This window comes from Serinicoccus marinus DSM 15273, assembly GCF_008386315.1.
Classification (GTDB): domain Bacteria; phylum Actinomycetota; class Actinomycetes; order Actinomycetales; family Dermatophilaceae; genus Ornithinicoccus; species Ornithinicoccus marinus.
The window spans coordinates 1,429,173-1,448,329 of record NZ_CP043808.1 but is presented as its reverse complement, the minus strand read 5'-3'; the positions used below and the strand labels follow the sequence as shown (position 1 = coordinate 1,448,329).

Annotated in this window: 17 protein-coding genes; 8 read left to right on the top strand and 9 right to left on the bottom strand. The window is 72.5% G+C overall.

Features of this window, described 5'->3' with window-relative positions; all coding sequences use genetic code 11:
- Positions 1-36: 36 nt before the first annotated feature.
- The 4 genes from FU792_RS06720 to FU792_RS06705 form a co-directional block, all read right to left on the bottom strand.
- Positions 37-333, bottom strand: a complete 297-nt coding sequence (locus tag FU792_RS06720) for a DUF4193 domain-containing protein (RefSeq protein WP_149814641.1) — start codon at positions 331-333, stop codon at positions 37-39.
- Between the two features lie 151 nt (positions 334-484).
- Positions 485-1,363, bottom strand: a complete 879-nt coding sequence (locus FU792_RS06715; protein WP_022923740.1) for an inositol monophosphatase family protein — start codon at positions 1,361-1,363, stop codon at positions 485-487.
- On the bottom strand, positions 1,363-2,604 hold the full coding sequence (locus FU792_RS06710; protein WP_022923739.1) for a ferrochelatase: 1,242 nt from the start codon (positions 2,602-2,604) through the stop codon (positions 1,363-1,365). Before FU792_RS06710 ends, FU792_RS06715 begins: the two co-directional genes overlap by 1 nt.
- On the bottom strand, positions 2,601-3,275 hold the full coding sequence (locus FU792_RS06705) for a trimeric intracellular cation channel family protein (RefSeq protein WP_022923738.1): 675 nt from the start codon (positions 3,273-3,275) through the stop codon (positions 2,601-2,603). Before FU792_RS06705 ends, FU792_RS06710 begins: the two co-directional genes overlap by 4 nt.
- A gap of 72 nt (positions 3,276-3,347) precedes the next feature.
- Here FU792_RS06705 and sepH point away from each other — a divergent pair, with 72 nt between their 5' ends.
- Positions 3,348-5,237: a septation protein SepH gene (gene sepH / locus FU792_RS06700; protein WP_022923737.1), complete on the top strand. Its 1,890-nt coding sequence runs from the start codon at positions 3,348-3,350 to the stop codon at positions 5,235-5,237.
- Between the two features lie 242 nt (positions 5,238-5,479).
- Here the strand turns inward: sepH and FU792_RS06695 are convergent, their stop codons facing one another.
- The 4 genes from FU792_RS06695 to FU792_RS06680 all read right to left on the bottom strand — a co-directional run bounded on the left by FU792_RS06695 (position 5,480) and on the right by FU792_RS06680 (position 10,867).
- On the bottom strand, positions 5,480-6,205 hold the full coding sequence (locus tag FU792_RS06695; RefSeq protein WP_022923736.1) for a thymidine kinase: 726 nt from the start codon (positions 6,203-6,205) through the stop codon (positions 5,480-5,482).
- A gap of 154 nt (positions 6,206-6,359) precedes the next feature.
- Positions 6,360-7,571: an alkaline phosphatase family protein gene (locus FU792_RS06690; RefSeq protein ID WP_238706069.1), complete on the bottom strand. Its 1,212-nt coding sequence runs from the start codon at positions 7,569-7,571 to the stop codon at positions 6,360-6,362.
- A 26-nt stretch (positions 7,572-7,597) separates the two neighbouring features.
- Complete coding sequence (locus tag FU792_RS06685) at positions 7,598-8,176, bottom strand: DUF5998 family protein (protein ID WP_022923734.1); 579 nt, start codon at positions 8,174-8,176, stop codon at positions 7,598-7,600.
- 24 nt (positions 8,177-8,200) lie between these two features.
- Positions 8,201-10,867: a bifunctional acetate--CoA ligase family protein/GNAT family N-acetyltransferase gene (locus tag FU792_RS06680; protein WP_022923733.1), complete on the bottom strand. Its 2,667-nt coding sequence runs from the start codon at positions 10,865-10,867 to the stop codon at positions 8,201-8,203.
- 121 nt (positions 10,868-10,988) lie between these two features.
- Here FU792_RS06680 and FU792_RS06675 point away from each other — a divergent pair, with 121 nt between their 5' ends.
- Entirely contained in the window at positions 10,989-12,215 is a 1,227-nt protein-coding gene (locus tag FU792_RS06675) for a PQQ-dependent sugar dehydrogenase (RefSeq protein ID WP_022923732.1), read from the top strand.
- A gap of 91 nt (positions 12,216-12,306) precedes the next feature.
- Positions 12,307-13,275: a nitroreductase family protein gene (locus FU792_RS18805; RefSeq protein WP_202980407.1), complete on the top strand. Its 969-nt coding sequence runs from the start codon at positions 12,307-12,309 to the stop codon at positions 13,273-13,275.
- A 186-nt stretch (positions 13,276-13,461) separates the two neighbouring features.
- Here the strand turns inward: FU792_RS18805 and FU792_RS06665 are convergent, their stop codons facing one another.
- Positions 13,462-14,394 (bottom strand): PfkB family carbohydrate kinase, encoded by a 933-nt coding sequence (locus tag FU792_RS06665; RefSeq protein ID WP_022923729.1) that lies wholly within the window; start codon positions 14,392-14,394, stop codon positions 13,462-13,464.
- Between the two features lie 43 nt (positions 14,395-14,437).
- On the opposite strand from FU792_RS06665, the gene FU792_RS06660 reads away from it, so the two are divergent.
- The 5 genes from FU792_RS06660 to FU792_RS18450 all read left to right on the top strand — a co-directional run bounded on the left by FU792_RS06660 (position 14,438) and on the right by FU792_RS18450 (position 19,130).
- Positions 14,438-15,712: an amidohydrolase gene (locus FU792_RS06660; protein WP_033418499.1), complete on the top strand. Its 1,275-nt coding sequence runs from the start codon at positions 14,438-14,440 to the stop codon at positions 15,710-15,712.
- Between the two features lie 307 nt (positions 15,713-16,019).
- Positions 16,020-17,237, top strand: a complete 1,218-nt coding sequence (locus tag FU792_RS06655; protein WP_022923727.1) for a hypothetical protein — start codon at positions 16,020-16,022, stop codon at positions 17,235-17,237.
- A gap of 68 nt (positions 17,238-17,305) precedes the next feature.
- Positions 17,306-18,289 (top strand): daunorubicin resistance protein DrrA family ABC transporter ATP-binding protein, encoded by a 984-nt coding sequence (locus FU792_RS06650; RefSeq protein ID WP_022923726.1) that lies wholly within the window; start codon positions 17,306-17,308, stop codon positions 18,287-18,289.
- A complete protein-coding gene (locus FU792_RS18455) occupies positions 18,286-18,699 on the top strand; it encodes an ABC transporter permease (RefSeq protein ID WP_275100756.1) in 414 nt (137 codons plus the stop codon). Before FU792_RS06650 ends, FU792_RS18455 begins: the two co-directional genes overlap by 4 nt.
- Positions 18,696-19,130, top strand: a complete 435-nt coding sequence (locus FU792_RS18450) for an ABC transporter permease (RefSeq protein ID WP_275100755.1) — start codon at positions 18,696-18,698, stop codon at positions 19,128-19,130. The genes FU792_RS18455 and FU792_RS18450 overlap by 4 nt, the downstream gene beginning before the upstream one ends.
- Positions 19,131-19,157: the final 27 nt, after the last annotated feature.

The following is a 19,157-nucleotide window of genomic DNA, read 5'->3' as shown; positions in this document are numbered from 1 at the left end:
TGACCGTCCCCGCCCGTGACGGCGTCGGCATCATGCTCAGGCTGCGCACTCCGTGCACACCGGCATCCCCCCGACCTCCTTGGCCAGCTGGCTGCGGTGGTGCACGAGGAAGCAGCGCGAGCAGGTGAACTCGTCCTGCTGCCGGGGCAGCACGTGCACCGACAGCTCCTGGTCGGACAGGTCCGCCCCCGGGAGCTCGAAGCCCTCGGCCTGCTCGGTCTCGTCGACGTCGACACTGCCCGACTTGTCGTTGCGCCGAGCCTTCAGCTCCTCGATCGAGTCCTCGTTGAGCTCGTCGTCGTTCTTGCGTGGTGCGTCGTAGTCGGTCGCCATCTTGCCTCTCTTGCCATCGCCACGTGGTCTCGTCGTCCCAGAACGCCGAGAGCCTCGATTTTGTGCCCGCCGCCGGCCGCCGGTGCACATCCGCCGCGCGGGAGTATGCCCTATCCGCCCCGGGCCGCGCGAGGCGGTATCGGACGGGCGCTCAGGGGCGGCCGGAGAGCCGGTCGATCTCGTCGCTCAGCACGGGATGGAGGGTCGCGTTGGCGGCGAGCACGAGGTCACCCGAGGGCGGGCCCGAGCCGCCCGGTCCGGTGACCACGCCGCCGGCCTCGGTGACGACGAGCCACCCTGCCGCGAGGTCCCACGGCTGCAGCCCGCTCTCCCAGTAGCCGTCCACGCTGCCGGCTGCGACATGGCACAGGTCGAGAGCCGCGGCACCCATCCGTCGGACGTCGCGCACGCGGGGCAGCAGGTCGGAGACGACCGCCGCCTGGCCCCGCCTCACCGCGCGGTCGTAGGAGAAACCGGTGGCGAGCAGCGCCGACTCCAGCCGGTCCTGGCTCCCGACGGCCAGCGACCGGGTCGTCCCGCGTCCCGTCACCCGGGCGCCACCCCCGGCGCGCGCGTGGAAGACCTCGTCGGTGCGGGGGTTGATCACCGCGCCGACGACCGGCGTCCAGGCGCCCGGCGTCGTGGGGTCACCGAGCACGACCGCGACGGAGACGGCATACGAGGGGAGGTCGTAGAGGTAGTTGACGGTGCCGTCGATGGGGTCCAGGACCCAGGTGAGTCCGGTGCTCCCCGCCCCGTGGCCGCCCTCCTCGCCGAGCACGCCGTCCTCGGGTCGGGCCGCGGCGAGGCGGTCCCGCAGCAGCGCCTCGGCGCGGGTGTCCATCTCGGTGACGACGTCGAGGTCGCTGCTCTTGGTGTGGGCCACGCCCAGCCCGTCCGGCCGCTCCTCGCGGATGAGCGCCCCGGTCTCCGCGGCCAGGTCGACCGCGAGGCGCTCCAGCTCGGCCCGTTCGTCGGGCGGGACCTGGTGCGGGTCAGGGGCGCCCTCAAGGTCGGGCGCGCCGTCCATCAGTCGCTCCCGCAGGCCGCCGGCTTCGCCTGACGCAGGTTGGGGCAGCAACCGGGGCGGCAGATCGAGGGGCGCGGCTCGCCACCTGGCCAGGTGGGTCGCTCGACGTCCTCGTCCCGCGCCTGCGCGGCGCGCTCCAGCGCGAGGTCGACCAGGCCCATGACGAACTCGGTATCGGTGCCGACGGTCGGCACGCGCAGCATGTGGATGCCGAGCTCCTCGGCGGTCTCGGCGGCCTCGGTGTCGAGGTCGAAGGCGACCTCCATGTGGTCGGAGACGAAGCCGATGGGGGCCACGACGACGTCGGTCACCCCTTGGGCTGCGAGCTCGCGCAGGTGGTCGTTGACGTCCGGCTCGAGCCACGGCTGGCTCGGCGGGCCGGAGCGCGAGCAGTAGGTCAGGTCGTGCTCGACCTCGACGCCGAGCGTGGCCGAGACCTCGCGGCTGATCGCGGCGGCGAGCTCGGTGTGCTGCGCGGAGTAGAGGTTGCCCTCCTCGTCCCCGGGCCCGGACGTGTCGTCCATGGCGACCGGGAGGGAGTGGGTGACGAAGACCAGGTGCGGAGCGTCGACGGAGCCGCTCGACTCCATCCGCTGCCGGACCGCCTCGGTGACGATGCGGGCGTTGGTGCCGGAGAAGCCGGGGTGGTTCCAGTACTGCCGCACCTTGTCCACGTGCACCTCCTGCCCGTCGGCGCGCAGCTCCTCCTGGGCCGCCGCGATGTCCTCGCGGTACTGCCGGCAGGAGGAGTAGCAGGAGTAGGCGCTGGTGGTCACCGACAGCAGCCGGGTCATGCCCTCGGCGGCGGCCTGCCGGAAGGCGTCGGCGAGGAACGGCTCGGAGTTGCGGTTGCCGAAGAGCACGGGGATGGTCAGCTCGCGACGGGCGAGCTCGGCCCGGATCGCCTCGATGAGCGCGCGGTTCTGGTCGTTGATCGGGCTCTTGCCGCCGAACTCGTAGTAGTGCTCGGCGACCTCCGCGAGCCGCTCGTCGGGGATGCCCCGACCGCCGGTGACCCGGCGCAGGAACGGCATGACCTCGTCCGGGCCCTCCGGGCCGCCGAAGGAGGTGAGGACGATCGCCTGGTAGGGGAAGAGGTCGTTCTCCTCCGACTCCTGCAGGGTCTCCTCGAGCTCGGCGACGACCTCGTCCTGCGCCGAGCCGGCCTCGGGTCCGGTGGCCGCGGGGTCGGCGACTCCCGGGTCGGCGGCGTCGCTGGGGTCGGTCATGGGGTTGCTCATGCTGCGTCTCCTCGAGAGGGGATGGGGGTCGGGGCGTGCAGGTCGAAGACGATGGCGGCGACCCGGATCCCCAGCACGAGGGCCAGGGTGGACCAGACCACCAGGAAGGACAGCTGTCCGAGCTCGGCCGCGGTGACCACGACCGCAGCGCCGAGCAGGGCGGGCACGGCATACAGCTCGCGGCGGAGCACCTCGGGCACCTGACCCACGAGCACGTCGCGGATGACCCCACCGCCGACGGCGGTGATGCCGCCGACGAAGACGGCTGCCAGCGGTGGCGCGCCCAGGACCACGGCCTTGAGAGCACCCGCCACGGCGAAGGTCGCGAGCCCGACGGCGTCGAGGTACTTCACGGCCTGGCTGATCCGGTGCAGCCGCAGCCTGGGCCGGTGACGGGAGAGGTCGACGAAGAGGCCGTGGAAGGCGAAGACGACCAGGCCGGCGAGCAGGACGGTGAGGACGTACCAGGGGTTGCTGATGCCGTCGGGAGGGACGTCGCCGAGGAAGACGTCGCGGATGATGCCGCCGCCCAGGCCGCTCACCCAGGCGAGGACCGCGACGCCGAAGAGGTCGAGCCGGGCCCGCACCGCGACCAGCCCACCCGACAGCGCGAAGACGAAGATCCCCGCGAGATCGAGGGCGAGACGCACATCGGCGGAAGCGGCGATCATGGCCCGTTCAGGGTATCCCGCGCGGCGTGCCCTCCCGCGGGCGGTCCGGGCGGGGTGGCACAGTGGTCAACCATGCAGCAGCTCCAGTTCGTCGAGCTCGACGAGGGTGGTCGTCTGGTCCTCACCGGTGACGACGGGTCGCAGTATGCCGTCCGGGTCGACGACCGGCTGCGCGCCGCGCTGCGGCCGCGGTCCCGGCAGGCCGAGTCGGGGGGCGCGGGCCGTCGGGCGGTGAGCCCGCGCGACGTGCAGGCGATGATCCGGGCCGGGCAGCCGGCCGAGGACGTCGCCGCCTCGACCGGGTGGGAGCTGGAGCGGGTGCGCCGGTTCGAGGGCCCGGTCCTCGCCGAGCGGGAGCACGTCGTGGGGCTGGCGCAGCGCGCACCGGTGCGGGCGAGCGGGCGGACCGACGGGTCGCACACCCTGGACCGCCGGGTCCGGGAGCGGCTGCAGAGCCGGGGCGTCGACCTCACCGCGGTGTCGTGGGACGCCGCCCGCGGGGAGCCGCAGGAGCCGTGGACGGTCATCGTGGCCTTCGGTGCCGGGGGGCGTGAGCGCCGGGCGGCATGGCACTACGACGTGCGCTCGCGTGCCGTCGAAGCGCTCGACGACGAGGCCCGGTGGCTGAGCGAGGACGAGCAGGCGCTGCCCGGCGGGCTGTCGGGCCACCCGCTGCTCGGCGGGTCCCACGGCGAGGACGAGGCCGCGGCCGACCTCATGGCCACGATGCGCGAGCGGCGCCAGCGTCGCGGTCGGCGCACCCAGCCGGCCGCGCGCCAGGGGGCTGACGACCCGGGCCACGTGCCGGGTCAGCGGGAGATGCCCGGCGAGGTGCTCCCGCTGGAGGACCTGCCCTACGACCCCGGCACCATGGGCGACCCGCCCGCCGCGCACCCGCGGGGCTCGGCGCCGGAGTCCCCCTCACCGGTGGGGCCGACGGGGGATGAGCCCGTAGAGGACCCGGTCGCCGTCGAGCCGGCACCCGAGGTCGCGGCGGGTCCTGAAGTGGTCGCCGAGCCGGAGGTCGTCGAGGAGCCTGAGGTGGTCGCCGAGCCGGAGCCGGAGGAGCAGCCCGAGCCGGTCACCCCGGAGGAGGCCCGTCGCGCCGTCGGCCGTGGCAAGGGCCGCAAGCGGCGTCGCCTGCGGTTGCCGTCGGTGGCACCCGCCGCGCACGAGGAGGAGGGCGTCGAGGCGGAGGGCAGCTTCGCCCGGACCCGCCACGACCCGCAGGAGGTCACCTTCGACGAGTTCTTCGGGATGGAGGACGAGGACCTGGAGGTCGAGGAGGGCCAGCCTCAGGAGGACGACCTCCACGAGCCGGACGGCCACGACGAGTCGGCCGCGGAGGAGCGCGACAGCGACGGGGAGCTGCTCGAGGACGAGGTGCTCATCGAGGACGAGGCCTTCGAGGGTGCCGACCTCGCGGACGAGCCGGCTGCTGCGGAGTCCCAGCCCGAAGATGTTCAGAAGGGCGAGCCCGGTCCGGAGGCGGAGGGCGTCCAGGTCAAGGAACCGACTGACGACGTCGGCGACGGGTCGTCGTCGTCCGGCGACGCATCCGAGGAGTCCGTGCGCGAGGAGGCAGCCGCGGACCAAAGGGCTGCAGCGCCTCTCGATGACGAGGTCTCCGCGGATCATGGGATCGAGGAGCCCGTCGGCGAGGAGTCCGTGGGCGAGGAGTCCGTGGGCGAGGAGTCCGTGGGCGAGGAGTCCGTGGGCGAGGAGTCCGTGGGCGAGGAGCCCGTCAGCGAGGAGGCTGACGCTGAGCCGTCGTCGTCCGACGACGCACCCCAGGAGCACGCCGACGAGGAGGCGGCCGCAGATCAGGTGGAGGTCGATGACGCGGTCGAGGAGGACGCTCCCGAGGAGCCGGCCGCGAAGCCGACGTCCGGACGCAAGGGCCGCACCAGCGTCCCCAGCTGGGACGACATCATGTTCGGCTCCCGCCCCCCGCGCGGCTGACCCCCCGGGCATACCACCGACCGGCGAAGTCCTACCCCGGCGCGACTTCCACGGTCACCAGGGGTACCCATCACCCCACCGACCGGCGAAATCCTGCCGCGGCGCGACTTTCGACGGTCGCCCGCGGGCTCCGCATCACCACCGACCGGCGAAATCTTGCCCCGGCGCGCCTTTCACGGTCACTTCCGGCCCCCCATCACCCCACCGACCGGCGAAATCTTGCCCCGGCCCGACTTCCACGGTCAGCGCAGGGGTTCGGCAGCTGCGGGCAACGGGCAGAGGTCGAGGTCGAAGGGCAGCAGCTCCGGGGAGGTCGAGGCCGAACGGGCGGCAGCCGAGTTCATGCGGCGCATGTAGTGCCGCCGGCAGAGCACCTCGTACTCCACCACCGGCGCATGGTCGCTGCTCCCGGCCGCCTCCTCCCCCTCGTCCTCCGCTCCGCCGACGTCCCCCACGACGACCTGCTCGCCCTCGATGACCATGGTGCCGTCGACGACGCGGGCGTTGACCGTGGCGGGTTTGCCGCACCAGCACAGCGCCCGGACCTGCAGCTGCTCGGTGCGGTCCGCGAGCTCGATGAGACGACGCGACCCGGGGAAGAGCTCGGTGCGGAAGTCGGCGGTGATGCCGAAGGCATACACGTCGATGCCCATCTCGTCGACCAGCCGGGCGAGCTGCTCCACCTGCTCGGGACGGTAGAACTGCGCCTCGTCGCAGATGACGTAGTCGATGGCGCGACCGTTGGTGCGCTGCTCCACGACCAGCTCCCAGAAGTCGAGGTCGTCGCCGACCTCGAGCGCGTCCTTGGTCAGCCCCAGCCGGGAGGAGAGGACCGCGGCCCCGGAGCGGTCATGCTGGGTGAAGAGCAGCCCGCGACGGCCGCGCTGGTGATGGGTGTGGTCCATCTGCAGCGCGAGGGTCGACTTGCCGCAGTCCATCGTTCCGGTGAAGAAGACGAGCTCGGCCACCCCGGCAGTCTACGGACCACCCACCGAGCGCCGGGACGGGTTGCCGGTATGCCGTCGGCCAACCATTCACGACGCCCGGTCGGGGCTGTGGCAACCATTCGCGACGCCCGGTGGGGTCGTAGCCAACCATTCGCGACGCTCGGTGGGACGTGACTCAGGTCGTGGCGACCAGCAGCGGGACGGCCGTCTCGGCCTCGGTGATCGAGCCGTGGTGGCCGCGCAGCCGCAGCACCTCGGGTCGCAGCAGGCGCGAGTCGAGCACGGTGGCCTGGCCGAGCATGGCGACGACGACCTCGCCGATGCGCGAGTCGTAGCCCTCGCGGACCGCACCGAACCACCCCGCCTCGACCGCCTCCTCGCGGGTGAGCACGATCGCCTCCTCGCCCAGCTCCTCGCGCCAGGTGGCGACGACGTCGTCCACCGCACCGGGGCGGCACCAGGCCTGCGGCGCCCGTGGCTCGCCCGCGAGCAGCTCGACGCCCTCGTCCAGCACCGGCTCGAGCGCCAGGTCGCGGCGCTGGTCGAACGGCGCCTCGATCATCCCGTGGTCGGCGGTGACGAGCAGCGTCGTCTCCGCCGGAAGGCGCGCGAGCAGCCTGGCGACCCACGTGTCGAAGACCTCGACCGCCTCCCCCCACTCCAGCGAGTCCGGGCCGTACACGTGGCCGGCCTTGTCGATCTCGTCCCAGTAGGCATACACCAGCGCCCGACCGCGCCGTCCGGCCTGCATCAGCGACTGCAGCACGCCGCTGGTGCGCTCGTCGTGGGTGCCGGCGCCGACGTAGCCGCCGCCGCGCAGCGAGGCCCGGGTCAGCCCGGAGCCGGAGAAGGCCTGCTGCGAGACGGTGGTCATCGACACGTCGCGCCGTGCCGCGTGCTGCAGCAGCGTCGGCACCGGCTGGTAGGTGTGCGGGTCAGGGCCGTCTTTCCACGCCAGGTGGCTGAAGAGCCGCCCCCGGTAGCTCGTCTGCCACCCGACGATCCCGTGACCGCCCGGCGGCAGCCCGGTGCCCAGGCTGGTCAGGCTCGTCGCCGTGGTCGACGGGAAGCCGCAGCCGAAGCCCTCGGCGCCTTCCGGGGTCGCGAGGTCACGCAGCGTGCGCGCGTGGCCGCTGTGACGCGCGAGCTGCTGCGCTCCCAGGCCGTCCGCGAGCACCACGACGACCCGCCGGGTCGGGCCCACCGACCACACGGGAGCAGCCACCCCCTCGGGCAGGTCCTCCACGCCCAGCGCCCGGAGCGCACCGGGCAGCACGGAGGCCAGGCCGGAACCCGGCGCCGGGGGCTGGTATGCCTCCCGCGCGGCCGCGACCACGTCACCCGTGGCGGGGCGAGCCGGGGAGTCCGCGCCGGTCCCGCCGCTCACCGACGGACGGGCGGCGCCTGCCGGGCTCACTGGCCCAGTCGGGCCGACAGCTCGCTGGCGAAGAGCAGCGTCTGCTCCAGGCGCTGCTCCCCGTGCGTCTCCGCCGCTACCCGCAGCGAGATGTCGTCGCTGGAGACGGTGCCCTCGTAACCGTGGTCGCCCTCGCACTGCGGGTCCTCGCACACCGCCGGCAGCAGGTCGACCCGGGAGACCGCGCCCCAGCCCAGGGTCAGCGTGACACCCCGCCCGGCGAGGCCGCCGTCGTACTGCTCCGGGTCCGGCACGGTGTGGGTGAGCATGACCCCGCGGACCGACCGCAGCGGCACGGTCTCGCTGGTCGCGGTCGCCATGCGCTGCCCTTCCGGCCCCTCGTGGTCGTCGGCGTGGGCGATGACCAGCCGCCGGTCGGTGAGCACCAGGACGGTGAGGTGGTTGCGCACCGCCATCTCGTCGAAGGTCGTCTCGTCGTGGACCAGGTGGGAGATCACCGAGTCCCGCCCGACGGCGGTGACGATGACGTCGTGGACCACCGCGGGGAGGTAGCCGGCGGCCTGGATATCGGCGACCAGCGTCTCGGGCAGGGGCGACCTCACACGACGGACCATGCGCCCATCGTGTCAGACGTCGTGTCAGACGTCGGCGAGCAGCGTCCGACGCTCGGCGTCGGTGCGGGTCGGGGCAGGAGCGACCCGGACGGTGGCTCCCAGCACCTCTACCCCGTCCTGGTGCGCCAGCACGGGGTTGAGCCGGACGTGCGCCAGCTCGGGGTGGTCGTCGGCGAGCACGCTGACCCGCGCGATGAGGTCGTGCAGGGCCGCGTGGTCGACGGGCATCGCCCCGCGGTAGCCGTCGAGCATCGGGGCCGCCTTGATCGAGGACACCATCTCGCTGATGTCGACATCGGTCAGCGGTGGGAAGCGCAGCGCCTCGTCGCCGAGCAGGTCGATCGGCAGCCCGGCCACGCCGAAGCCGACGACCGGCCCGAAGAGCGGGTCCTCGGCCGAGTTGACCTCCACGCTCACCCCCGAGGGTGCCATCCGCTGAACCGCGATGCCGTCGACGCCGAGCGGCTGCAGCAGCGCCGAGAGGTCACGGTATGCCTCTCGCACGGCCTCCGGGCTGCGCAGCGCGGTCCGGACCCACCCCTGCCCGGGCTGGTGCTGCAGCAGGGGCGAGGTCGCTTTGAGCACGACGGCGTCACCCAGCTCACGCGCCACGTCGACCGCCTCGTCGGCGGAGCCGACGAGGACGCGCGGCCACACCCGGATGCCGTAGGCGGCGAGCAGGGCGGTGACCTCCTCGGGCTCGAGGTCGGTGCCGCGCGGGGTCCGGGCCAGCGCGGCGTCGACGATCTCCGAGACCGTCGCCCGCGTCACTCCGTCCAGGCGCACCCGCTCGCCGTGGTCGCGGCGGCGCCACTGGGCATACCGGACTGCGGCCGTGAGCGCGCGGACGGCGTCCTCGGGCATGGGGTAGGACGGAACGCCCGTGCCGGGGGTGACGCCGCGCATCCCGACGAAGGTCGCCACGCACGGCTTCTCGTGGCCCTCGGCCGCGGCGGACACGGCCTGGACCACCTCGGGGTCGATGTCGGCGATCGGCGGGACGAAGCAGGCGATGAGCGCGTCCACGGCGTCGTCGGCGAGTGCGACGTCGACGACCTCACGGAACTGCTCGGTCAGCGCCTCGGCGGGCACCGTGACCGGACCGTGGGTGACCCGCAGCCCGCGCGCCGAGGCGGAGTCGGCCGCCAGCGATCCGAGGGCGTCGTTGTTGCTGACCACCGCGACCCGCTCCCCCTGCGGCAGCGGCTGGTTGAGGACGAGCTGGGCGACGTCGAAAAGCTGGTGGGCGTTGTCGACCCGGATCACGCCGGACTGCCGCAGCATCTGGCCGAAGGTCTCCGGCTGCTCCTGCGTGACCCGCACGCGGTGCCCCTGCGGGATGGCGTGCTGTCCGATGCCCGACTTGACCACGATCACCGGCTTGCGCATGGCGAGCTTGCGGGCGATGCGGGTGAACTTGCGCGGGTTGCCCATCGACTCGAGGTAGAGCCCGACGACCGTGGTGCTGTCGTCGTCGGTCCAGTACTGCATGAGGTCGTTGCCCGAGAGGTCGACCCGGTTGCCGGCCGAGGCGAAGGTCGACAGGCCCAGGCCGCGGCGCCGGGCCGAGGCGAGCAGCGCGATGCCCAGCCCGCCGGACTGGCTGAACAGCCCCAGGTGCCCGAAGGGCGGCAGCTGGTCGGCCGAGGCGATGGAGGCGTTGAGCCGGATCCCCGGGTCGTTGTTGATGAGCCCGAAGCTCGTCGGCCCGAGCACCCGCATCCCGTGGTGGCGGGCGCGGACCAGCAGCTGACGCTGCAGCGCCCGGCCCTCGGTGCCCGCCTCGGCGAAGCCCTCGGAGGCCACGACGAGCGCCTTGGCCCCGGCGTCGGCGCACTCGTCGACGATGCCGAGCACCTCGTCGGCGACCACCGCGACGACGGCGAGGTCGATCCCGCCCTCGATGTCGCGCACCGAGGCGACGGCGGGGTGGCCGTTGATGAGGGTGCCGGGCTCGGCCGCGTTGTTGACCGGATGGACGCGGCCGGTGAAGCCTCCGCCGACGATGTGGTCGAAGAAGGCCCGGCCGATGGTGGCGGGCCGCCGGCTGACTCCCACCACGGCGACCGACTCCGGGTGCAGCACGGCACGCACCGAGCGCACCTCCGAGCGGTGCTCGCGCGACATCCGCACCGCCCGCGACTCCTCGGTCGGCTCGATGTCGAAGGACACCGCGATGACCCCGTCGTCGAACTCGTGCGAGACCTCGAAGCCGGCGTCGCGGAAGACCCCGATCATCTTGCGGTTCTGCGGCAGCACGTCGGCGACGAAGCGGGTGATCCCGGCCTCCCGGGCGATGTCGGCCAGGTGCTCCAGCAGCACCGAGCCGATCCCCCGGCCCTGGTGCTGGTCGGACACGTTGAAGGCCACCTCGGCCACACTCCCGCCCTCGCGGAGCCGGTCGTAGCGGCCGATACCGGCCAGGTCGTCACGGACATACATCACCAGCGCGACGCGGTCGACGTAGTCGACGTGGGTGAAGCGGTGCACGTCCTTGTCCGACAGCCGCTTGATCGGTGCGAAGAACCGCAGGTAGATCGACTGCTCCGACTGGGCGCCGTGGAAGAGGTGGATGGCCTCGGTGTCGTCGGGCCGGATCGGCCGCACGTGCGCGACCATGCCGTCGGAGAGGACGACGTCGGCCTCCCACTCGCGGGGGTAGCCGGGGGGCAGCGCGTCGGCCTCGCTCATGGCCTCATCATCCCATCGTCGGCCGACAGGCCTCCGTGGTCCTCGCAGGGCCGCCCGGTCATGGTGCGGCGACCGTAGGCTGGTCAGGGAGGACGCCGACCACCGCCGGAAGGACCTGGGTATGCACCCCGCCCCCCAACGCCGCCACCGTCGCCTCGCGCTGTGCCTCGCCGGCGTGCTGCTGGCCGGCTGCTCGACCGCGGGGACGAGCTCTCCGGCAGGCTCGGACGAGACCGCCGGGACCGGGCAGGAGGGGTCCGCTGACGGGGTTGGGACGGGGGCCCCCGAGGAGTCGTCGGCGGCGGCGTCACCGGACATCGCGGTGGCGGAGGTCGACACCTTCGCCGAGCCGTGGGCGATGGCCTTCCTGCCGGGCACCGACGACCTGCTGGTCACCGAGCGCAGCGGCACCCTGCACCTCCGCGACGCCGAGAGCGGCGAGCGCGTCGAGGTGGCGGGCACCCCCGAGGTGGTCGACGACGGCCAGGGCGGTCTGGGCGACGTGCTGGCGGGGCCGACCTTCGACGAGGACCAGGTCGTCTACCTGAGCTGGGCCGAGGCGGGCGAGGGCGGCACCGGTGCGGCGGTGGGCCGGGCGCGGCTCGTGAGCGACGGCGGCGGCGCCGCGCTGGAGGGCCTGGAGGTCATCTGGCGGCAGACGCCGAAGGTCGAGGGGTCGGGCCACTTCTCGCACCGGCTGGCGTTCGACCCCGACGGCGAGCACCTCTTCGTCTCCTCCGGAGACCGGCAGCAGCTGGACCCGGCGCAGGACACGGGCAACACGCTGGGCACCGTGGTCCGGCTCACCCTGGACGGTCAGGCCGCCCCGGGCAACCCGCTGGCCGACCAGGGTGGGGCCGCGGCGCAGATCTGGAGCTGGGGGCACCGCAACCCGCTCGGCCTGGAGTTCGCGCCGGACGGCACGCTGTGGTCCTCGGAGATGGGCCCGGAGGGCGGGGACGAGCTCAACGTCGTCGAGGAGGGCGGCAACTACGGCTGGCCCGAGGTCTCCGACGGCAGCCAGTACGGCGGCGGGGAGATCCCGGACCACGCCGAGGGCGACGGCTTCGTCGCACCGGTTGAGTCGTGGAACCCGAGCATCTCCCCGGGGAGCCTGCTCATCTACACCGGCGACCTCTTCCCCCAGTGGCAGGGTGACGCCCTGCTGGGGGCGCTCTCCGGGCAGGCGCTGGTGCGGGTCGACCTCGAGGACGGCCGGTCCCGCGGCAGCGAGGTCATCGAGCTCGGGCAACGGATCCGCGCGGTGGAGCAGGGGCCGGACGGCGCGGTGTGGTTGCTGGAGGACGAGGGCAGCGGCCGGCTGCTGCGGCTGACGCCGGGGGGCTGAGGGCCGGGGACATCGGAGAGGCCCCTGGAGGGACCCGGATGTCGCCTGCGACCGCCGCGGGTGTCGGTCCCCCGTGGCAGGATCCGCGGGTATGGAGTTCCGCGACGTGGTGCGCGCCCGCCGGATGGTGCGGGCCTACGACCCCGACCGGCCGGTGCCGCGGGAGGTCGTCGACCGGGCGCTGCGGCACGCGATCCGGGCGCCGAGCGCCGGCTTCTCCCAGGGCTGGGATTTCGTCGTCCTCACGCGCGAGGAGGAGCGCGGCCGCTTCTGGTCGGCGTCGACCGGCGAGGTGGCGCGCGAGCGCAGGGACTCCTGGCTGCGCGGGGTGAGCAGCGCCCCCTGCCTCGTCGTCTGCCTGTCCGACAAGCAGGCCTATCTGGACCGGTATGCCGAGCCGGACAAGGGTCTGACCAATCGGTCCGAGGAGCACTGGCCGGTGCCCTACTGGGACGTCGACACCGGCATGGCCGCGCTGCTCATGCTGCTGACCGCCGTGGACGAGGGTCTCGGTGGGTTGTTCTTCGGTGTGCCGGCCGACCGGCAGGAGGCGACGCTCGACGCGCTCGGGGCACCGCCGGACCGGCGGATCGTCGGTGCCGTGGCGATGGGGTATGCCGCGCCGGACCGCCCCTCCCCCTCGCTGCGTCGCGGACGGCGCCCGGTGGCGAGGTGGCGCACGAGGGGAGGTTCGGGACGCCCTGGACCGGGTGAGGCCGGGGGCGAGGGGGTCGAGGCCGAGGGAGGTCGGGGGGAGCGAGGTCAGGCGTTGCGCAGCAGGCTGATCGTCGCCAGGAGCGCCAGCCCGATGCCCACGAGGAGCAGGACGACCGAGGCCCCGGCGACGACGGCACTGGTCGGCGCCAGGGCGCTGGCGACCGGTCCGGCCACGACGACGAGCAGGGCGGCCAGCGCGAGCTGGACCTCCGGCGCGTGCCGGGTCGGGTCGAGGACGGCGGCCCCGCCGCGAGGCGCGCGACCGCGGCGGGCTGGCGCGGCGAGGGTCGGCTGGTGCGGCGAGCTGTCGAGGTCCATCGCGTCATCCTTGTCGTCGAGGTGAAGGACGACGCCCCCTGCGCGCCGACCTCTGACCTCTAGATGCCCAGCATGGCGTCTGCCGTTGCGTCCACGGGGAGAACGTGACCGGATCGTGACCTTGCCGGTCCTGGCGGCCACCTCGTGGTGCTCACCAGCCCGGGCAGCACCACGACGCGCACCCGCCCCGGGCTGGGCGGGCCCGGGCACCTCAGCGCGAGGCGAGGAAGTCGTCGACCTTCGCCGAGGTCGGCGCGGTTGCCGGACCGCGCCGGGTGACCTTGATGGCCCCCGCCGCGTTGGCTCGCCGTGCGGCCTCCACCCAGCCGCGGCCGCCCGCCACCTCGGCGCACAGGACTCCGGTGTGCGTGTCCCCCGCCCCGTTGGTGTCGACCGGGGTCTGCGGGAAGCCGGCCACCGGCGTGGTCTCGGCCTCCACCCGGACCGCGCACCCCTGGGGCCCGTCCCGGACGACGACCACCGCCCCCTCGGGCAGTCGGGCGGCGACGGCGTCGCACAGGTCGGCGGGCGAGCCCTCCGCCCCGACGAGCTCGGCCGCCTCCGCGGCGTTGGAGGTCCACACCGTGGTCCGGGCCAGCACCCGCTCGACGAGGCCGGCGTCGAAGGTGGCGAAGGGAGCACCGGGGTCGAGCACGACCTCGACGCCCTTCGGCAGGCCCTCCACCCACGCGAGCAGCGGGTCGCGGGTGGGCTCGAAGAGGGTGTAGCCGGACAGGCACACCAGGTCGCCCGGTGCCGCCGCGCTGGTGGCGAGCGATCCCGCGGTGATCCGCCGCTCGGCGGCGCGGGTGGTGACGAAGGTGCGCTCGGCGCTGGGCTCGACCAGGACCACGCAGACGCCGGTGTCCAGCTCCTCGACCGGCGGTGCGCTGACCTCGACCCCCTCGCGCTCCAGCACCTCCCGCACCAGGTCCCCGTTCGGCCCGGTGCCGACCGCCCCCGCGAGCACCGCCGCCGCCCCGGAGCGCGCCGCCGCGACGACGATGGTGACCGAGCCACCGGCATACCTCGTCGCCCGGTCCGCCATGACGTTGCCGCCGCGCGCGGGCAGGTGGTCCACCTCGAGCACGAGGTCGACCATGGCCTGACCGGTGTGGATGACCCTGCGCGGCGTCTGCGTCATGGGTCGTACCCTGCCACGGCGGGCGAGCGCATACCCTCACCGCATGAGCACCCCCACCGCCGCTGTGCTGGCCGCCCTGCCCGACGTCCGGGGGTGGGTGGAGGACCTCTACCGCCACCTGCACGCCCACCCCGAGCTGTCGATGGCCGAGCACGCGACGGCCGCCCGGGTGGTCCAGGAGGTCTCGGGTATGCCGACGGTCGGCGAGCTGGAGGTGCACACCGGTATCGGGGGCACCGGAGTGGTCGTGGTCGCGCGCAACGACAGTGCTTCCGGGCCGACCGTCCTGCTCCGGGCCGACATGGACGGCCTGCCGGTCGCCGAGGACACCGGCCTCGACTACGCCTCGACCGTGCGGGTCACCAACGACGCGGGCGAGCAGGTGCCGGTGATGCACGCCTGCGGGCACGACACCCACGTGGCGACGCTGCTCGGCGCGCTGCGGCTGCTGCTCCAGGGGCGCGAGCACTGGGCCGGGACGGTGGTGGCGGTCTTCCAGCCGGCCGAGGAGCAGTTCAACGGCGCCGAGGCCATGGTGGCCGACGGGCTCGTCGACCTGGTGCCCCGGCCCGACGTGGCGCTCGGCCAGCACGTGCTGCCCGGCGCGGCCGGGTCGGTGGAGGTGGCTCCCGGACCGATCATGGCCAGCTGCGACGACTTCCGGATCACGCTGCACGGCAAGGGTGGCCACGGCTCCGCGCCGCACACGGCGATCGACCCCGTGGTGATGGCCGCCTCGCTGGTGATGCGGCTGCAGACAGTCGTCTCGCGGCAGGTGTCGCCGCAGGCGACCGCGGTGGTGACGGTGGGCCGGATCAGCGCCGGCACCAAGACCAACATCATCCCCGAGCACGCCGTCCTGGAGGGCACGGTGCGCACCTACGACGGTGCGGTGGCCGCGCACTGCCTGGAGGTCATCGAGCGGACCGCGCTCGCCGAGGCGCTGGCCTGGGGTGCCCCCGAGCCCGGCTTCGAGACCTTCGACCACCTGCCGGTGACCGACAACGAGCCCGATGCCACGGCCCGGGTCCGGGCGGCCCTGGAGGCCGAGCTCGGGACCGAGCGGGTCGGCGAGTTCACCCCGGAGATGGGCTCGGAGGACTTCGGGGAGCTGCCCGCGGCGTGGGGCGCCCCGTCCTGCTACTGGGGCTTCGGCGCCTTCGACGCCGGGGCCTGGGAGGCGGCCCGGGAGCGCGGCACCGAGCGGACAGACTTTCCCGACAACCACTCCCCGCACTTCGCGCCGGTGCTGCAGCCGATGCTGGACACCGGGGTGCGGGCGATGGTCGCCGCGGCGATGGCCTGGATCGGGCGGTAGGGCTCGTCCGGACGGGCGCTGCGCGGCGCCCGGGTCTTCCACAGGCGGAGCAGTGAGGCCGGCTGCCTAGCAGTTCCAGACATAGCGTGAGGCCATGAGGCGAATTCATGGATACGTAGCCATCTCGGCTGGGCTGGCGTTGTGCACAGGGGGCTGCAGCGCCGCAGACAGCTCATCGACCTCGTCCGCCACCGAAAACGGTTCGGCGACCTCTGCCCCGGGTCCTAGTGATGAGCGTGGAGCGACTGCGGAGCCTGAGCCGGATCCGGCTTGGACCTGGGAGGCAAGTCTCTTGTCCAATCCCGTCATGACCGAGGGTCGCATCATCAGCTTTATCGAGCCTGAGGATTCTCAGGACTCTTCAGAGCTTCTGCTCGCCGGAATCGACGCTGACTCCGGGGCAGAGGAATGGCGTCTGACGACTAGCCTCTCGGGCGCGACACGTGTTTCGGCGCCTCCCCTTCTCAGCGATCTCGTCATCGTCACGGTCCCGAGCACTCATCAAGCGCCATGGGTGCACCTCGTGGCGATCAACGGGTCCGGGCGCGAGGTAGCGCGTCTCGAAGAACCGGTCGCCGTTTATGCGCTTCCCTGGGCCTGTCTCGATGATCGCGTGTGCTTCCGCGGCTATGTGGGAGATGACGAGAATTACACCGACTGGCAGGTCACCCTGGACGAAGGCCAGCTCAGGGTCGGCGAGCATACGTCAACCTCTTCACCAGTCTCGGCAAGCGATGGCATCGTCGTGCGGAGGATGGATGTTGAGGGCGTGGAAACCATGCGTGGGCTTGACGCCGACGGAGTTGTCTGGGAGCGCCCACTGGTGGAACTTGAGCTGCCCCGCGGCCGCGTTGTTGCCGGGAGCACACGCAAGGCCGCTGGGGTGTACATCGCAGACTTGTACTACTCCCAGGAAGACGAGGTAGGTGAACTGCCCCTGCAGGATCACCCACTTCTCGCCCTCGATCTCGAGACAGGCGCCGAATTGTGGCGAAGAAACGGTGCGGGCCTCTGCGGTGGCGCCGCAGATGAAGAATCAGACGTCGTCCTGGTCTGCGAGGGGACAGGTGCGGCGAGGGTGGACTACGACACGGGGACGCTCAATTTCGATGGGACGAACCAAGTCACGCTCTCCGGTGTCGTGGAGTCGACCGGTGAAGAGCTCTGGAGCATCGCCATCACGGGATCCGACTGGACCGCTATGAACTCCGAATTGAGCAGACCTGTTGACTCGAAGCTGGAGACAGTGCAGCAACGGGGCGATGTGATGGTGGTCGACCCTCAGACAGGGGAAGCCCTATCCGGAGGCAGTGCCTCTGTCCCGGACGGCTTCCGCTGTTTCAGATCACGGCTGCTGGGCCAGAGCGAGGAGAAGTTCCGCAGCGACCACCTACTCTTCACCTGCGGGCTTGATGGAAAGCCACAGAACCCACCGACGGCGCGCGCCCTAGAGGTGATTCTGAAGGACCCCCCACACGAGCTCGACGTCGTCGCCGGGCCAGACGGGATCTCGCGCTACCCCTGACAACAATCATGGCGCTGTCGGTGCGTGGGCCTACGATCGTCCTCCGTGACGACCATCGAGGTGCATCCGTGACCATCATCGAGGCGCAGGACCTGCGCAAGACCTACCGCTCGCGCTCTGGCGACGTGCACGCCCTGGACGGGCTGTCGCTCAGCGTGCCGGAGGGCACCGTCAAGGGCCTGCTCGGGCCCAACGGCGCCGGCAAGACGACCACCGTCAAGGTGCTCAACACGCTGCTGCAGCCCGACTCGGGGTCGGCGACCGTCGCCGGGGTCGACGTGCTGCGCGACCCGGAGGGTGTGCGCCGGGTGATCGGGGCCAGCGGGCAGTATGCCGCCGTCGACGAGCACCTCACCGGCCGGGAGAACCTCGAGATGGTGGGGCGGCTCTACCACCTGGGCGGCGGCACGGCCAGGGCCCGGGCGAGCGAGCTGCTGGAGCAGTTCGACCTCGTCGACGCCGGCGACCGCCCGGTGAAGGGCTTCTCCGGAGGTATGCGCCGCCGGATCGACCTCGCCTGCGCGCTCGTCAACGACCCGCAGATCCTCTTCCTCGACGAGCCGACGACGGGGCTGGACCCGCGTAGCCGACTCGGGCTGTGGGACGTCATCAAGACCCTGGTCGGCCAGGGCACCACGGTGCTGCTGACCACGCAGTACCTCGAGGAGGCCGACTACCTCGCCGACGACATCAGCGTCATCGACCACGGCAAGGTCATCGCCGAGGGCACCGCCGACGAGCTCAAGGCGCAGGTCGGCGGGCACCGGGTGGTCGTCACCCTCGTCGACTCGGCCCAGGCCGCGACCGCGTGTGAGGTGCTGCACCGGCACGGGACCGACGACGTGCAGACCGACGCGGCCGGGCGCACCCTGTCCGTGCCGGTCGACGGCGGACCGCAGACGCTGCAGCACGTCCTCTCCTCCCTCGGGGAGGCCGGGGTCGAGCTCCACGACGCCGGCATGCGCCGTCCGACGCTCGACGACGTCTTCCTCACCCTCACCGGCCGCGAGCAGGCCGACGACACCGATGTCCTGGAGGACGAGAGCGCATGAGCACCCAGACCGCACCCGCCCCGACCGACCGCGCGGCTCCCCGCTCCGGCCTGGCGACCTGGGCCTCCGACGTACGCACGGTCACGTGGCGCAACCTCATCAAGTTCCGCCGCAACCCGGAGATGCTGCTCTTCGCGGTGCTCCAGCCGATCATGTTCGTCCTGCTGTTCAGCCAGGTCTACGGCGGATCGATCCAGATCGAGGGTGGCGACTACACCAACTACCTCATGGCCGGGATCTTCGGCCAGACGGTGCTGTTCGGCTCGACCTTCTCCGGCTTCCAGATGGCGCAAGACCTCAAGGAGGGGATGATCGACCGCTTCCGGACGCTGCCGATGCACGACTCGGCGGTGCTCTTCGGCCGGACCAACGCCGACCTGGCGCTGACTCCGTCTCGATGGTCATCATGATGCTCAGCGGCCTCGCCGTGGGCTGGCGGTTCACCGACGGGTGGGTGTCGTTCCTCGGCGGGGTGCTGATCCTGCTGTTCTTCAGCTATGCCTTCAGCTGGGTGATGACGTTGCTGGGGATCATCGTGCCCACCCCGGAGGTGATCAACAACGCCTCGTTCATGATCCTCTTCCCGCTGACTTTCATCTCCAACGCCTTCGTCCAGACGGACGATCTGCCGCGGGCGCTGGAGATCTTCGCCAACTGGAACCCGATCTCGGCGCTGGTCCAGGCCGCGCGCGAGCTCTTCGGCAACACCGGGTCGGCCCCGACCCCGGACACCTGGCCCATGCAGAACTCGGTCATCACGGTGCTCGCAGGCTCGATCCTGCTCATGGCGATCTTCATCCCGCTCTCGGTCAACCGCTTCCGGCAGGCGTCCTCACGCTGAGCCGCGCCACGCGAGGCCCTCGGAGTG

Bases quoted from the DNA above. Each gene is read 5' to 3' on its own strand.
- FU792_RS06720 (WP_149814641.1), bottom strand. From the start codon at position 333: ATGGCGACCGACTACGACGCACCACGCAAGAACGACGACGAGCTCAAC.
- FU792_RS06715 (WP_022923740.1), bottom strand. From the start codon at position 1,363: ATGGACGGCGCGCCCGACCTTGAGGGCGCCCCTGACCCGCACCAGGTC.
- FU792_RS06710 (WP_022923739.1), bottom strand. From the start codon at position 2,604: ATGAGCAACCCCATGACCGACCCCAGCGACGCCGCCGACCCGGGAGTC.
- FU792_RS06705 (WP_022923738.1), bottom strand. From the start codon at position 3,275: ATGATCGCCGCTTCCGCCGATGTGCGTCTCGCCCTCGATCTCGCGGGG.
- sepH (WP_022923737.1), top strand. From the start codon at position 3,348: ATGCAGCAGCTCCAGTTCGTCGAGCTCGACGAGGGTGGTCGTCTGGTC.
- FU792_RS06685 (WP_022923734.1), bottom strand. From the start codon at position 8,176: ATGGTCCGTCGTGTGAGGTCGCCCCTGCCCGAGACGCTGGTCGCCGAT.
- FU792_RS06680 (WP_022923733.1), bottom strand. From the start codon at position 10,867: ATGAGCGAGGCCGACGCGCTGCCCCCCGGCTACCCCCGCGAGTGGGAG.
- FU792_RS06675 (WP_022923732.1), top strand. From the start codon at position 10,989: ATGCACCCCGCCCCCCAACGCCGCCACCGTCGCCTCGCGCTGTGCCTC.
- FU792_RS18805 (WP_202980407.1), top strand. From the start codon at position 12,307: ATGGAGTTCCGCGACGTGGTGCGCGCCCGCCGGATGGTGCGGGCCTAC.
- FU792_RS06665 (WP_022923729.1), bottom strand. From the start codon at position 14,394: ATGACGCAGACGCCGCGCAGGGTCATCCACACCGGTCAGGCCATGGTC.
- FU792_RS06660 (WP_033418499.1), top strand. From the start codon at position 14,438: ATGAGCACCCCCACCGCCGCTGTGCTGGCCGCCCTGCCCGACGTCCGG.
- FU792_RS06655 (WP_022923727.1), top strand. From the start codon at position 16,020: ATGACCGAGGGTCGCATCATCAGCTTTATCGAGCCTGAGGATTCTCAG.
- FU792_RS18455 (WP_275100756.1), top strand. From the start codon at position 18,286: ATGAGCACCCAGACCGCACCCGCCCCGACCGACCGCGCGGCTCCCCGC.
- FU792_RS18450 (WP_275100755.1), top strand. From the start codon at position 18,696: ATGATGCTCAGCGGCCTCGCCGTGGGCTGGCGGTTCACCGACGGGTGG.